We start from the raw sequence: 15278 nt of genomic DNA, 5'->3' as shown, positions 1-15278 counted from the left end.
TTTGCGATCGGCGTCACAGCCAGAGGGGTTGGAGAAACCCAATTTTTCTCAAAAACCGGGTTTCTGGCCCATAGCAGGCCATTTATTGATTGATTCGCAATGTGATGCGAACAGTGCCGATCGCAGATTGGGGAGGTAGCCAGGTGGTGAGCGATCGCTTAACCGCGTCCACTACATACGCCTCCTTGAAACTTGAAGCTTCCTCATCCAACATAATTCGCCCCACCCGACCTTTCCCTACCGTGAATTCAAAGGCAATTTCGCCAATAAAGTTAGTGGAAATATACAGATTTTGCAGATGTTGGGTGAGAGCGGCAATTGCGGCTTCATCTAATCCCGTAACGCTGAAAAGTTGCAATTTGTAGTCAACTTCGCTGTAGTCGCAGTCGATAATATCATCATCAAAAACAAAATTGCTCTGTTCATCTTGATAAAAGTTTGGATTGACGCGCAAAGGCTCATCTAGCACTTCTGGCGATCGCGCAGACGGTTCCCGATCGAATTGGTATTCGAGCAACCCTTCTACCTTTGTTGGATCGGTATCTGAAACTTGAAAACCCAACTCGCTCACCTGGTTTTGATAAGCTTGAAAATCTGTCAAATTTTTGCGATCGATATTATCTCGACGTTGCTTATCAGCCGCCGCATTAATTTCGGCTTCCTTCATCATCTTGTCAATTTCATTCGCTCGCAAAGTTGTAGCATTAGTGATGGTAAGGGATTGCAAGTTACCAGTACCTCGATCCTTAGCCGTAACTTTGAGAATACCGTTAGCGTCAATCTCAAAAGTCACTTCAATTTGAGGAACGCCGCGAGGCGCTAGTAAAATTCCATCAAGCCGGAATTTGCCCAAGCTTTTATTATCATCAGCCATCTCCCGCTCACCCAGAAGTACATGAATTTCCATTCCCGTTTGATTATCCGCAGTAGTCGAAAAAACGCGCGATTTTTTAGTGGGAATAGTACTATTGCGGGGGATAATTTTGGTCATTGCACCGCCGAGAGTTTCTACACCCAAAGACAGAGGAGTTACATCGAGCAGCAAAATGCTTTTCATTTCCCAAGTTGATTGCCTACTTGAAGGCTGAAAACCTCTCATGTTTGCAAACTCATCATAATCATCATCTTCTTCCAAGGAATAAAATCCTAACATCCCTGAGTTTTGTTGCTGTCTGTTAAGTTGAAGCAGAGGAGACGCAGCAACTTGTCCGAAAATACCCTCATAACTAACGCCTTCCGGCATTTCAACTGGCACTTGCACAGATAGAGATTTTTCTTCTGGATCGACGCGCACGTCATCGCTAACAGCAACAAATGCCGTGTATTGGGACAACAGCTGATAAGTTAACGCTGTATCCGTAACCGCCGCTACTCCAGCTTTGGTTTCGCAAGCAAACATTTGATTCATCAAATCTTTAATTCGCGCACGTCCCCAGAGTTGAGCGATCGCAGCATTTCCACTTTCCGCAAAGTTGAGTTCAAACGTCTTTTCGTAACGTTTGCCACCAGCAACAATACCCGTAATGTGCAATTTTCCAGCAGTGCGATCGCGTTTCCGTCCAAACAAAACTAACGGTTGTTCGGCAAATAAATCAGGTGCTGAAGATGGGTAAATTTCTGGTGATTCCGAATCGCCTTCCCAGCTTATTTCAATATTCGTCAGCACCGGATTGTTGATTTGTCGGAAAAACTTTTCTGCTACTTCCTCAGTAAGTTCATCCTGACGAACAACTTGGCACGTTCCCCGTCCGATTTCTGCAATGCGATCGAGCAAAAAGCGATTCACGGAACTGCCGACACCGAAACTATAAAGGCGATTTCCCGGCTTCAGTTCTCGTTGCACTTCCGCCAGCACTTCATTTTCATTGCCGATGTAGCCATCAGTTAACAGTACAATACTCCGCAATCTTCCCGCCGATGGAGATGGGTAATTCAGGACAGCACGAATACCATTAAGTAAGTAAGTGCCGCCATTAGCTTGCAACTGATTGATATAGTTAATTGCCAAGGTGCGATTTTGCGGCGTATTCGGTAATGGTGCTGGGGATAGCGCAGTTGTAATATCGCAAAAATCGATAATCGTGAATGTGTCGTCGGGATTTAATCCGTTGATAAATCGCCGCATCAATTCCTGAGATTTTCGCAGCGGCTCGCCATCTTGCGAACCGGATGTATCCATTAGAAATACTACATCTTTTGGCACAATTTCATGGCTGCGATATTCTAAAGCTGGGATGAGATAAACGGCGAAATGTCCGCCTCGTGCGTCGGATTGAGTCAGCACTGTTGCTTGGGTGTTTTCACCAGAAACTTGGTAACGCAGAATCAAATCTTTATTGGGAATTGTATCTTCTCCACCCAGTTTGACTCGCACAATTTGATTTTCATTTTCAATGCGAATTTGGTGGGAAGTTGAGCGGACATTCTGGATAGGAACACCAGCATCAATTTCCACTGTAACGCCGATGTCATGCCCGGAACGAGTGCCAGGAGGTAGCACGGGAGCATTTAGCCGCGAAGCATCTGGAACTCGATCGGTATCGCGATTTAATGTCATTGGTGCTGTAGCACTACCGCCGCCAGAGGTATTAGTATCGATCGGCGTACCGGGAATAAATCGCGGCCCCACTACCATTGGAAAGACAAATTCGTAGTCGCCGCCTGCAAATTTAAGGCTCTCGGTGTAACGAATAGTAACATCAATTTGCTCGCCCGGTTTAATGTTAGCAAGAGATTGGGTAAAAATATTATCCCGTTCTTGTTCTAATAATCCTGCGGTGCGCCCTTGGCGTTTAGCTTGTGCGTAAATTTGTTGTGCTTCTTCTCGTTTTTTGATATTACCTTTGATGATGCGATCGCCTATTTTAATCTCCATATCATCCACTGCCGCTTTATCCGGTAGCGGAAAAACATAAACAGCTTCTAAAGGTTCTGTAAAATGATTTTCAAAAGTTTGCCTTACCTCAACTCGCGACACATTACCATAAATTTTTCCGTTAACTTCGGTGTGTTTCAACGGAAATATAAGTTCCTGCCCGTCGGGAGATTGCACATACAAACCCGCGCCAGGATTGGAGGATGGATTTACTGTAGTCCTGGTCATAAACGATTTCCTCCGAGACTATTAATATGTATGAAATTTCGCACTGTCCAAACAAATAGGAGCTTGGCGAGTGAGCATATCCTAGCGTCGCACAACCGATTATTACAGGAGAGTAAAAGTAGTATTAACCGTATAATATTTATATTCGTTACCAAAAGGTTGACAATATTCAACTTTGCTAAATATCATAGATGCAATAGCGGTTGTGCGTGGGGCTTTTATGGTGTGAGCTTCGCTTCAATTTTTTGTTGTACACTGGAATAATCGCCTGGGATAGCTTTTCTGCCAGGTAATGCTGCTATTGCCCCGCAAGGACATAAAGAACGCGAGCGAAGAACATACTCATTAAAACTGTTTTTTCATTAGATTATGACAATTTACCGTTCTGTTTTACTGGTCAATATTTTATCGCTGCTGTTCGTTGGCGCTTTGGTTGTATATGCAAAATTCTTTGGCGCATCAGTAGGAGGTTTATTTCTGCCTCCCTTCACTTTTCCAGAACCAGAATTGGCTTTATTAACGCGGACTTTCCAGTTATTGTGCGCTGTACCAACCATAGTTTGCGCTTTTACTTTTGCACTGCTGCAAAGGATAGAACCTCGCGCTAAAAATAACTTGTTTATTTTAGTTTCTGCGTTTGTCACTGGAGGATTTCTCATCAACGAAATCTTCCGAATTCACATTTATCTTTTAAGATTTGCTGGCGTTCCTAAGTTGGTAACTAGCCTGGTATATGCCCTTGTTGCAGTAGCATACGGTGTTGCATTTAGGCGTCAAATAAAAACTACACCTTACTTTCTGCTACTAACTGGCATGGGATTATTAGCGATCGGCATTATGTTTGATTCGCTCAAGTTGCACGGTGATGGAATTCCCGGTTTGCTTGAGGGTGTACCCAAGTTGTTCAGCGAAATTAATATTGCACTTTATTTTTGGTTTGTTTGTTTTGGAGAAATCTTACGGTCTAGAGCATCGCTTAAGTAATAACGTAAGTTGCGGCGTTAGATTGAGTAGGGTGCATCAGAGCGATTAAATTAACGAGCGTCGCGAAATTTCTCCATTCTGACGCACCCTACAATTAGATAATTTTCTATTATCTACTAGACCTGCCGCACAATCTGACGCAGTTGTTCTGATTCTGATAAGATTTTTTCAACTCCCCCTTCGGCAATACCTTTGACGTAGTTGATTTTGATTTCTTCCAACATATCCACAAGTAACGATTGAATAACGGTTTGGTGCTGCTTTTTCTTTAACTCCAACTCTAAACCTTTTTGAAAGTTTTGCACCAAACGGGATGCTAATTCTGCCACTACGGGATCTTCGATTGTTGCGGTCAGGGTTTTATAAGCTGTACCAGATAAATCTTTGGCTAAATTATCGGTAAGCTGGTTGCCTAAATTATTCAAACCGGGCACATTTTGAAGTTGTTTGTAAACGGGAGATTGATTGAGGGCGCTGGCAATGATATGACTGACTAAAGCATCTATATCGGGTTGGACTTGCGGTATGACATCGTAGATGCTAAGTTGGATGATGCGAGATGCGATCGCCATCGCTTCATTGGTATTATTGATGTCGATGTAGGGGCGGCGATTTTCTGGATGAAACAGCCATCGCGTCACATCACCCCGCTGAATTGACTCTTGAACTTGACCGATCATCCGCACTCCTACCACTTCGGTGATTTCTTCTGCAAAATTAGCGACAAAATCGTGGTTAATTTGTTGGCGTATAGGTTCGAGATCGATCAAATCGGCTTGGTGGAGGCGAAGCATTACGGGAACAACTCGCAACCACCTCCAGAAAGGTAGCAGTAAAGGAAGGTCATACCAACGTCGCAGCATTGCTTGTAACCAATTTAATTGGGGATTGGCGCGACAGAGAGAGAAAGTACGAACCAAAAAATCTAAGCAAAATAGGATAACAAAAGGTAAGTCAATCAACCAGAAATTATCGACAAATTTACCGTTTGTGTCGATATGGCGATAATAGTTACTTTCGATCGCGGGTCGAATGTGTCTGTTAAAGAAATTCAGTTCTTTCTGCCAATTTGCTTCTGTGAGATAAGACAAACTCCAAAATTGGTTAAAAGCTTCGCGGGCGGATTCCATGCCGATGCGATCGCGCATTTGATTTTTAATTTTTTCTAAATTGCCGCTTTTATTCGCCAGCGCAAATGGATTTTCCGCTATCATTTGGCTACTCAGGCTTCGCAGATCGGATAGTAAGCTTTCTACCTCTGGTGACTCCAGCCCTGTTTTACTTATTACCGCTGACAATTGATTAACTTTATCGAGATATTTTTGAGTTTCTCGATGAGGTTCAATACCTTTAAACGGATCGTACAACTGAGTTACGTTTGGTAAATATTGTAAGTATAAATCCCGCCAAGGTATATAACTCAGGTTAAAGAATACTAAACCCAAGTTAATTAAGGCAATTATTGCTATTAATTGGGATAACCAACGATGGCGACGCACGGGGGGTTTGTTGAGCTTTAGATTTGATACCATAATTGAGTGCAGCTAATCTCCGATTGAAAAAGTAGAAAATTTTTAGGGAAAACTCGCAATCTATATTAACCGATTTGACTAATTTTACTTCCCTATAATTCTAAGTTGCTTTGAGGAATTGCGAAACCCAATCAAGGCTGACTGCGCGTTGGGTTATGTTAACTCAACCTGTGAATCTTCTGACGGAAAGCGAGTAATTGTAGAGTTTGCCTTAGCATAACTCCCTTATGCCGCAAAGGTTTCGTTGAGTTTTTTTAATTACAAATTTCAAATAAAAAGTTAAAATTTGTTTAGATATTATACATTTTTACAAGCTCAGGTATTTTAGTGCAATTAAATATTAATATTTGCCGACGCTCGCCTCTGTTTTAGTCTCGGCAGACAACTTGAGGCACAAACCCTATATGTAAGACTTTCAGAAGCTTGTTTTATCTCGAAGAATATTTTAGAAAGGTACAATTCTTCACATTTCTTATAATAACATTTGACTATTGTTTATTCATCGCCATCAGGAAATCGTGCTAGGGTAGTTTCTATAAGGAATATTTTCCTAGCTTAGGCTATCGGCGGCAACTATAAAAGCCCCGATTGTTGAACGCAAGTCAACGAAAACCAAGTGATAGCGCTTGAGATATTAGATGTAAAAGGGATTGTCAATCACACAATCTTTCCAAAGTAAGTCCCGATCGCACTTGGACTACTTTGGGATCTTGCTAAGATACAAATGCGATCGTTCTGTAGCATTCTACTGTTGATAACCCTGCACAAAAGGGGAGGTCGTCATGGTAATTGATTTCCAGACCCAAAGTATTAATTTGACCAAATCGGAATTGACAAGCTTAAAAGAAGCACCGATTCATCTTGCAGGTCAAATTCAGCCACATGGAGTAATTTTTATACTAGAAGCTCCGGAATTAACAATATTACAAGTTAGCAGCAATACATATACTGCCCTTGGGATTGCTCCCGAAAACCTTCTAGGAAAACCAATCGAAGAAATTATCGATCCATTTCAAATGGAGAAAATTAGAGCGGGAGTATCAAACGAATCTCTCGACTTTATCAATCCGACAAGGATTTGGATGAGGAAACAAGGAGATGATTACGCAGTATTCGATGCCTCATTACACCGAAATTCAGACGGATTTTTAATTCTCGAATTAGAACCTGCTATATCGTCAGAAAACATCCCATTTTTAAGTTTTTATCATCTAGCTAGAGCATCCATCAATCAGTTAGAAAAAACGGCTTCTTTGCGGGATTTTTGCGAGATTATCGTTCAAGAGGTGCGAAAAGTCACCGGGTTTGACCGGGTAATGCTGTATAAATTTGACGAAGATGGACATGGAGCTGTAGTTGCTGAAGAAAAACTAGAAACTATGGAACCATACCTGGGTCTTCATTACCCAGAGTCTGATATTCCCAAACCTGCCAGAAAATTATTCGCCTCCAATTCGATCAGATTAATACCGGATACCAAAGCCGAACCCGTAAAGATTGTTCCTGCTATCAATCCAGTTAGCGAACATCCCGTCAATTTAACTTTGTCGATTCTCCGAAGTGCCTCTCCCTGTCATATAGAGTACTTGCACAATATGGGGGTGGGTGCTTCTCTGACTATTTCTTTGGTTAAAGATCGAAAACTTTGGGGTTTAATTGCTTGTCATCATAAGTCGCCCAAATATGTCTCCTACGAGTTACGAAAAGCCTGCGAATTCTTGGGGCAAGTGATATTTGCAGAAATCTCGGCAAGAGAAGAAACTGAGGATTACGATTATCGCATGAGATTGACATATATCCAATCAAGTTTGGTGGATTATATGTCTCAAGAAGAAAACTTTATTGATGGTTTAGTAAAACACGAACCGAATCTCTTGGATTTGACTGGCTCTCAAGGAGCAGCCGTATGTTTGGGTGGAAATTGGACAACTATCGGCGAAACTCCGAGCGAAGAAGACCTGAATTTGTTAATGCAATGGCTAAAGAATAACATCGGCGATGAAGAAGTCTTTTCCACAGATTCCCTGCCGCGAATTTATCCAGATGCAGAAAGATTCAAAAACGTTGCCAGCGGTTTGCTAGCCATTCCAATTTCTAAGAGAAATTACGTTTTCTGGTTCCGTCCGGAAGTGATTCAAACCGTAAATTGGGGTGGCGATCCCAATAAGGCGTTTGAAGTCAGCCAGTCAAACGGCAATCTCCGCCTGTGTCCCCGCAAATCATTTGAATTGTGGAAACAAACAGTTCGCCTAACGTCCTTACCTTGGCAACAGGTGGAAATTAAAGCAGCGCTAGAACTGAGAAAGGCAATCATCAATATTGTGCTGCGTCAAGCCGATGAACTGGCACAGTTAGCTCACGATCTAGAACGTTCTAACGCGGAACTGAAAAAGTTTGCTTACGTTGCTTCCCATGACTTGCAAGAACCTTTAAATCAGGTGGCAAATTACGTGCAACTTTTGGAGATGCGGTATGAAGAAGAACTCGACGAAGATGCTAAAGAATTTATTACCTTTGCTGTTGAGGGAGTCAGCTTGATGCAGACTTTGATCGATGACGTGCTGGCATATTCTAAGGTGGATATGCAGGGCATCGAGTTTGAACTGACTGAGGTGGAAACAGCTTTAGATCGTGCCTTAAGCAATTTGCGGAAACGCATTACGGAAAGCAAAGCCGCAATTACCCACGATGCTTTGCCGACTGTGATGGCTGACGGTACTCAGCTGATGCAACTGTTTCAAAATTTGATCGGCAATGCGATCAAATTCCGCAGCGACAAAGCGCCAGAAATTCATATAGGAACTCAGCGGTTGGAGGATGGGTGGCTATTTTCGGTGCGGGATAATGGTATCGGGATCGATCCGCAGTTTAGCGATCGCATTTTCACGATCTTTCAGCGCCTGCACACGCGGGACGAATATCCCGGTACGGGTATGGGTCTGGCCATTTGCAAGAAAATTATCGAGTGCCACCGAGGCCGCATCTGGGTAGAGTCGCAGCTGGGTCAAGGCGCGACGTTCTACTTTACGATTCCATTAGGGGGACGCGATCGTGAGCGTAGAAACGGAAGAAAAACACAAAACCATCTTTTTGGTAGAGGACAATAAAGCCGACATCCGCTTAATTCAAGAAGCGTTGAAAAAAAGCTCAGTTCCTCACCAAATAGTGGCGGTCAGAGATGGCATGGATGCGATGGCTTATTTGCGCCAAGAAGGCGAGTATGCCGATGCACCTCGCCCAGATATCATCCTGCTAGATTTGAACTTGCCCAAAAAGGATGGCCGAGAGGTACTGGCCGAAATTAAAGCCGATCCCAACCTCAAACGGATTCCCGTAGTAGTGCTGACAACTTCCAAAAACGAGGATGACATTTTTCACAGCTACGACTTGCACGTAAATTGCTATATCACTAAATCCCGCAACCTCAGCCAACTTTTTGAAATCGTCAAAGGTATTGAAGATTTTTGGCTGAAAACAGTTACCCTACCATCGGAATGAGCGAGATTTCAAGGAGGAAGGAGAAAGGATGAAGTCAGAACCGATTTATCCATCTAAAATGAAAGTCGAAATCTTTCTATCTTTACTGGTAAAATCATTCATCCCTCATCCTTCATCCCTCATTCTTCTCATATGAGGAGCAGAGGGGGAGAAATTACAAAATTATGTCTGCAAGCTCAGTAAAAATATTATTAATAGAGGATAATTTGGCAGAAGCCAGACTGTTGCAAGAGTTTCTGAAGCAGGCCAAGTTTAAGCATTTTAGTTTAGTTCATGTCAAGCGATTGAGGGAAGCACTCGATCGCCTCACTGAAGATTGCTTTGATGTTATTTTGTTAGATTTGACGTTACCAGACAGCCAGGGTCTGGGATCGATCGCGCCTTTGAACAACCTCGCCCCCAGCTTACCAATAGTCGTGCTGACAAATACGAATGATGATGAACTGGCAATTGAAGCGGTGCGACAGGGGGCACAAGATTATTTAGTCAAACGGCAGGTAAATGGAGAATTGCTGGCGCGTTCTCTATGCTATGCGATCGAGCGCAAGCAGGCTTCCGAATCCTTACGAAAAGTAAATGAGACCTTAGAGATGCGAGTTCAAGAAAGAACTGCCGAACTCCTTAAAGCCAACGAAATCAACCAGATCAAATCTGAATTTGTCTCTATGATCTCTCACGACTTCCGCAATCCTCTCAATGCTATCCTCCTGGCGGCTGGATTGCTGGAAGACAAAGAGCATAGATTGAGCGAGGAGAAAAAACTTTCTCATTTCCAACTAATTCGAGCGGCAATCAAGGACATGGCTCAGCTATTAGATGAAGTTTTACTCATAAGTAGAGCCGATGCGGGTAAACTGCCGTGGGAGCCTATACCTTTGAATTTGGATGCTTTCTGCTACCAGATGGTGGAACAGCTACAACTCGTTGCTGACGAAAAGTATGAAATTATTTTCACAAGTCAAGGAGAATTTGACGATACACTCTGGGATGAAACCATTCTGCGGCACATTTTAGCCAATTTGCTTGGCAATGCTATTAAATATTCACCCGGAGGAGGCCCAATCAGGTTTGAATTGATCGCTGAGGAAAAAGCAGTAGTCTTCCGAATTGAAGATCGAGGAATTGGCATTCCCCCAGCAGATCGAGCAGAAATATTTCAGCCTTTCCATCGCGCCAGAAATGTGGGTAAAATTTCTGGCACCGGACTGGGATTAGCAATTGTTAAAAAGTGTGTAGAGGCACATGGCGGTGATATTTTTGTAGATAGCGAACTGGGAAAGGGTACGACTTTTACCGTTATTCTACCTTCGCTTTCTGAAGCAACATACTCCAGCAGCTATGCTGTTACCCAAATAAGTGGTAGCCTGTGAACCAATCATTGCCAGCTTCACCTACTTAGCTTTCGAGTATAGACCGGGATTGATACTAAATTCGGATTAACTACCACCTTTAATTTTTGGCCATTTCATTGTAGAGACCTTTCATGAAACGTCTCTACAGCCGATCGCGATAAAGGGCGTAATCAACCCGGATTTGGTATGAGAAATTGTTCTCACTTGCAAATTACAAAAAAAATCAGGTGGGCATTGCCCACCTTACATTTATTGAACTGCTAGCAATTCTGCTGGTAATCGTTTGAAAGCAAGTCGTTCGTTTTCCACATCGACAAAGATGGTATCGCCATCGGTAAATTCGCCACGCAAAATTGCTTTGGCAATTTGAGTTTCTAATTCGCGTTGAATTGCTCTCTTTAACGGACGTGCGCCGTAAACTGGGTCGTATCCTACATCTGCTAAGAAGTCTAATCCAGCATCTGCAAGTTTGAGAGAAATTTTGCGATCGCTCAACCGTTGACCCAATCTTTGCACTTGCAATTGCACAATCTGACGCAATTCTTGCTTGTTCAAACTGTGGAAAATGATAATCTCATCAATGCGGTTGAGGAATTCCGGACGGAAGTTATTTCGCATCGCATCCATCACCCGACTTCGCATTTCTTCGTAGTGGGAATCATCGCTAGCAACATCTAAGATGAACTGCGAACCGATATTGCTGGTCATGATAATCACAGTATTCTTAAAGTCTACCGTGCGACCTTGGGAATCGGTAACGCGACCGTCATCGAGAATTTGCAGCAAAACGTTGAACACATCCGGGTGCGCTTTTTCGATTTCATCGAATAGGATAACTGCGTAAGGACGACGGCGAATCGATTCGGTTAATTGTCCGCCTTCTTCATAACCGACATATCCAGGAGGCGCACCGATCAAACGCGATACGGCGTGTTTCTCCATGTATTCGGACATATCAATTCGCACCAAAGCTTCTTCGGTATCGAACAGATAAGCAGCTAAAGCTTTCGCTAATTCTGTTTTACCAACACCCGTGGGGCCAAGGAAAATAAAGCTCGCGGTGGGACGATTTGGGTCGGCTAAACCGGCACGAGAACGCTGAATCGCATCAGCAACTGCGGTAACTGCTTCATCTTGTCCGATGACGCGCTTGTGCAATTCTTCTTCCAAGTGCAGCAGTTTCTCCATCTCCGATTCCACCAGTTTAGTGATGGGAATGCCAGTCCACTTGGAAATAACTTCAGCGATATCCGCTGGTGTAACTTCTTCCCGCAGTAGAGATTTGCCAGCTTTTTGTGTTTGCGCGAGTCGGGTTTCCGCTGTTTCTAATTGGCGCTGCAATTGGGTCATTTTGCCATATTTCAACTCAGCAGCGCGATTGAGGTCGTAGTTACGTTCCGCTTGTTGAATTTGGACGTTGACGCGATCGATCTCTTCTTTGATTGTCTGAATTTCGACAATGACATCTTTTTCAGATTGCCATTGAGCGTTGAGGGTGCTTTGTTCTTCTTTGAGATCGGCAAGTTCTTTTTCCAGTCTTTCCAGTCGTTCTCTGGAAGCGACATCGCTTTCTTTTTGCAGCGATAACTTCTCCATTTCTAACTGGAGAATTTTGCGATCGATCTCATCGAGTTCTTCCGGTTTGGAGGTAATCTCCATTTTCAGACGCGCCGCCGCTTCGTCTACCAAGTCGATCGCTTTATCCGGTAAGAAGCGATCGCTAATATACCGCGATGACAAAGTTGCCGCCGCTACCAAAGAACTGTCGGAAATTTTTACCCCGTGGTGAACTTCGTATCTTTCCTTCAAACCGCGCAGAATCGAAATGGTATCTTCCACGCTGGGTTGATCCACATAAACTTGTTGGAAACGACGTTCCAAAGCCGCATCTTTTTCCAGATACTTACGGTATTCATCTAAAGTTGTCGCACCAATACAGCGCAATTCACCCCTCGCCAACATCGGTTTGAGCAAGTTACCCGCATCCATCGCGCCTTGGGTAGCACCTGCACCCACAACAGTGTGAATTTCATCGATAAATAGGATGATATTGCCTTGAGAATCGGTAACTTCCTTGAGTACAGCTTTGAGGCGTTCTTCAAATTCACCTCGGAATTTGGCACCTGCAATCAGCGCACCCATATCGAGGGCAATTAATTTGCGATCTTTGAGAGATTGGGGTACGTCGCCGCTGACAATACGTTGCGCCAATCCTTCGACAATGGCTGTTTTACCTACACCAGGTTCCCCAATTAACACGGGGTTATTCTTGGTGCGGCGAGACAGGATCTGAATTGTGCGACGAATTTCATCATCTCGCCCGATTACAGGGTCTAGTTTACCTTTGCGTGCGAGTTCGGTCAGGTCGCGACCGTATTTTTCGAGCGCTTGATATTTGCCTTCGGGATTTTGATCTGTCACTTTCTGGCTACCACGGACTTGCGCGATCGTATTTTTTAGTTTAGCTTCATCTAGTCTAAATTCTTGGAACAAGCTTTTGCCAAAGCGATCGTCTTGTGCAAACGCCAGCAGCAAATGTTCGATCGAGACAAACTCGTCTTGGAACTCTTTGCGGTAAGCATCAGCTCTATCTAAAAGATGATCGACGCTGCGACCCCAGTACACCGAGCTGTTACCGGAAACTTTGGGATGACGCCGGATGAAGTCTTCGGTGTAATCGCGCACCCTTTGCACGTTAACCCCAAGTTTGTTGAGGATGCTGGCGGTTAAGCCTTCTTGTTCCAGCAGCGCTTTCATCAGGTGTTCCGTTTCGATGTATTGCTGCTGGACTGCTTTGAGGATATCCGGGGTGCGAGCGATCGCTTCCCAGGCTTTTTCGGTAAATTGATTTGGATTATTGGGTTGCATCTTCGCTGTCCCCTCCGTTTCTATACCTTTATTTATCTAACTACGGTTATTGTAAGAAAGAACAAGCCAGCTGCTGGATCGGTGTTTGCGTATTCCTGAAGGGGTATTTTCCTCCCTTTTTAGCCACAGACAGCAAATCGAGAGGAAGTCGAAAGTCACCCGATGGAATTTCAAGCTCCGTCTTTTCAAGGCGGAGTCAATCCAAAATCCAAAATCTAAAATCCAAAATCGGGTGACGCACTAAGCTCTCATCCAAGCGCTCTTAAGTAATGGACAAAAGCTTTGTTCGATCGGCAGAAAGATAGCCAGTTCGGTTCCTTTACCAGGTTGGGAACAAACCTGTATTTTACCGCCATGCTTTTCAATGATTTTATAGCTAATCGCCAACCCTAAACCAGTACCTTGACCTACTGGTTTAGTCGTAAAGAAAGGGTCAAATATCTTATTTTGAATTTCCAGGGGTATGCCACAGCCATTATCGGTAATTGATACCCGTATTTGCGACGACCATACTTTGTCGGTTTTAATTATAATTTGTTTATTAATTTGTTCGTCGCAGCTATGAAGCGCATCGATCGCGTTGTTTATAATATTCAGAAATACTTGGTTTAGCTGGGCTGGATAACATTCTATTAGCGGCAATTTGTCATAGTCCTTGTTTACTGCGATCGCACCCTTGAGCCGCTCATTTAAAATCAGTAGAGTACTCTCAATCCCTTTGTGCAAGTCAACTTTTTTTAATTCTGATTCATCCAGGCGCGAGAAGTTTCGCAGCGATAATACTAACTCTTGAATCCGCTCTGCACCAGCTTGCATAGAATTGAGTATTTTGGGCAAGTCTTGGGCAATGAATTCCACATCGCTTGCCTCAAGTTGCTTTTTAATTTCAGCAGTCGGCTGAGGAAATTCTTGCTGATACAGTTCTAGTAAATCCAATAATTCTTGCGTGTAGTTATTAAGATATGGAATATTACCGGAGATAAAGTTAACCGGATTGTTGATTTCGTGAGCAATTCCCGCTACCATCTGACCTAGACTGGACATTTTTTCTGTTTGAATTAGCTGAGCTTGCGCGTGTTTTAATTCTTCGGTGTAGACGGCAACTCTTTGAATTAGTTGGTTGAGCGAAGTTGCTAGCTGTCCGACTTCATCTTTTGCAGTTACAGGTGCGATCAGTTTAAAGTTACCTGTTTCGGTAACTCGGCGAGCAACGGCGGTGGTAAATTCTAGAGGACGAGCGATCGCCCAACTAATATAAATTGCTATAACCCCTGCAATAGCTGCTGATAATAGCAAACTGCTGAGAAGAATTATGTTACCTATATTTTCTGCTTGTTGATATTCAACAAACTCTTTTTCTTCTAAAGAGTATATTTTTTTGTTGAGTGCAAATAATTCTTGGGCGAATTGATTAAATTGCTTGGAAATGTCGCTGTTTATAAATTTAATCATCGCTATCTGCATTTCTTTAGCTTGCTGCGGCTGCAAAGCATCCCGGTAAATTTTTGACGACAATTCCTCAAGTTGTTGATAGTAATTTTCTACTGTATAAGTATAACCTTGGATTAATTCGGTGATTTGTGGTGGCGACCCTATTTTTGGGATACCTGTCAATGTCTCCCTGGAAATACCTGGCAATATTTGATGTTTTCTAAAATTTAAATGGCCGATATTTGGCGGTGTATTTTCATAAAGATTGACATATTTTTCTGGAAACGTTACCATAAATAACATCTGTTGCTCATATGCTTTTGCCTGTAGAACAGCATCTTGTAAGTCTTTCAAGATATAGGTCTGTTGATGAACTTGCAATAATTGTTCCCCAGCTTGTGCTTTAAAATACTTTTCTATACAAAATCCTGCCGTGGTGCCTAAAAGGGCAATGCAAATGGCTAAAGCGTATCCACAACCAATTTTGTGCCTGATGCTCAAACGTCTGAA

The 15278-nt window shown here is 43.2% G+C and carries 8 protein-coding genes; 4 read left to right on the top strand and 4 right to left on the bottom strand.

What is annotated here, in order from left to right:
- Positions 1-82: 82 nt before the first annotated feature.
- The gene (locus tag ACE1CD_RS30710; protein WP_374827218.1) at positions 83-3103 is read right to left on the bottom strand and encodes an Hsp70 family protein; all 3021 of its coding nucleotides are present in this window, start codon (positions 3101-3103) and stop codon (positions 83-85) included.
- 369 nt (positions 3104-3472) lie between these two features.
- Between ACE1CD_RS30710 and ACE1CD_RS30705 the strand changes: the two genes are divergently transcribed.
- A complete protein-coding gene (locus ACE1CD_RS30705) occupies positions 3473-4087 on the top strand; it encodes a hypothetical protein (RefSeq protein ID WP_374800593.1) in 615 nt (204 codons plus the stop codon).
- A 116-nt stretch (positions 4088-4203) separates the two neighbouring features.
- Here ACE1CD_RS30705 and ACE1CD_RS30700 read toward each other — a convergent pair whose 3' ends face one another.
- Positions 4204-5619: a hypothetical protein gene (locus tag ACE1CD_RS30700; protein ID WP_374827217.1), complete on the bottom strand. Its 1416-nt coding sequence runs from the start codon at positions 5617-5619 to the stop codon at positions 4204-4206.
- 782 nt (positions 5620-6401) lie between these two features.
- Here ACE1CD_RS30700 and ACE1CD_RS30695 point away from each other — a divergent pair.
- The 3 genes from ACE1CD_RS30695 (at position 6402) to ACE1CD_RS30685 (ending at position 10487) form a co-directional block, all read left to right on the top strand.
- Positions 6402-8726, top strand: coding sequence for an ATP-binding protein (locus ACE1CD_RS30695; RefSeq protein ID WP_374827216.1), 2325 nt, complete (start codon positions 6402-6404; stop codon positions 8724-8726).
- Positions 8671-9117 carry a response regulator gene (locus ACE1CD_RS30690; protein WP_374800587.1) on the top strand — a complete coding sequence of 149 codons (447 nt, stop codon included), beginning with the start codon at positions 8671-8673 and terminating at the stop codon, positions 9115-9117. Before ACE1CD_RS30695 ends, ACE1CD_RS30690 begins: the two co-directional genes overlap by 56 nt.
- Positions 9118-9281: 164 nt before the next feature.
- On the top strand, positions 9282-10487 hold the full coding sequence (locus ACE1CD_RS30685; protein ID WP_374800585.1) for an ATP-binding protein: 1206 nt from the start codon (positions 9282-9284) through the stop codon (positions 10485-10487).
- Positions 10488-10718: 231 nt separating this feature from the next.
- Here the strand turns inward: ACE1CD_RS30685 and clpB are convergent, their stop codons facing one another.
- Complete coding sequence (clpB, locus tag ACE1CD_RS30680) at positions 10719-13337, bottom strand: ATP-dependent chaperone ClpB (protein WP_374800583.1); 2619 nt, start codon at positions 13335-13337, stop codon at positions 10719-10721.
- A 240-nt stretch (positions 13338-13577) separates the two neighbouring features.
- Positions 13578-15269, bottom strand: a complete 1692-nt coding sequence (locus tag ACE1CD_RS30675) for an ATP-binding protein (protein WP_374827215.1) — start codon at positions 15267-15269, stop codon at positions 13578-13580.
- Positions 15270-15278: the final 9 nt, after the last annotated feature.

The organism is Aerosakkonema sp. BLCC-F183 (assembly GCF_041929145.1).
GTDB lineage: Bacteria > Cyanobacteriota > Cyanobacteriia > Cyanobacteriales > Aerosakkonemataceae > Aerosakkonema.
This window is presented reverse-complemented; position numbering and strand designations above follow the sequence as displayed.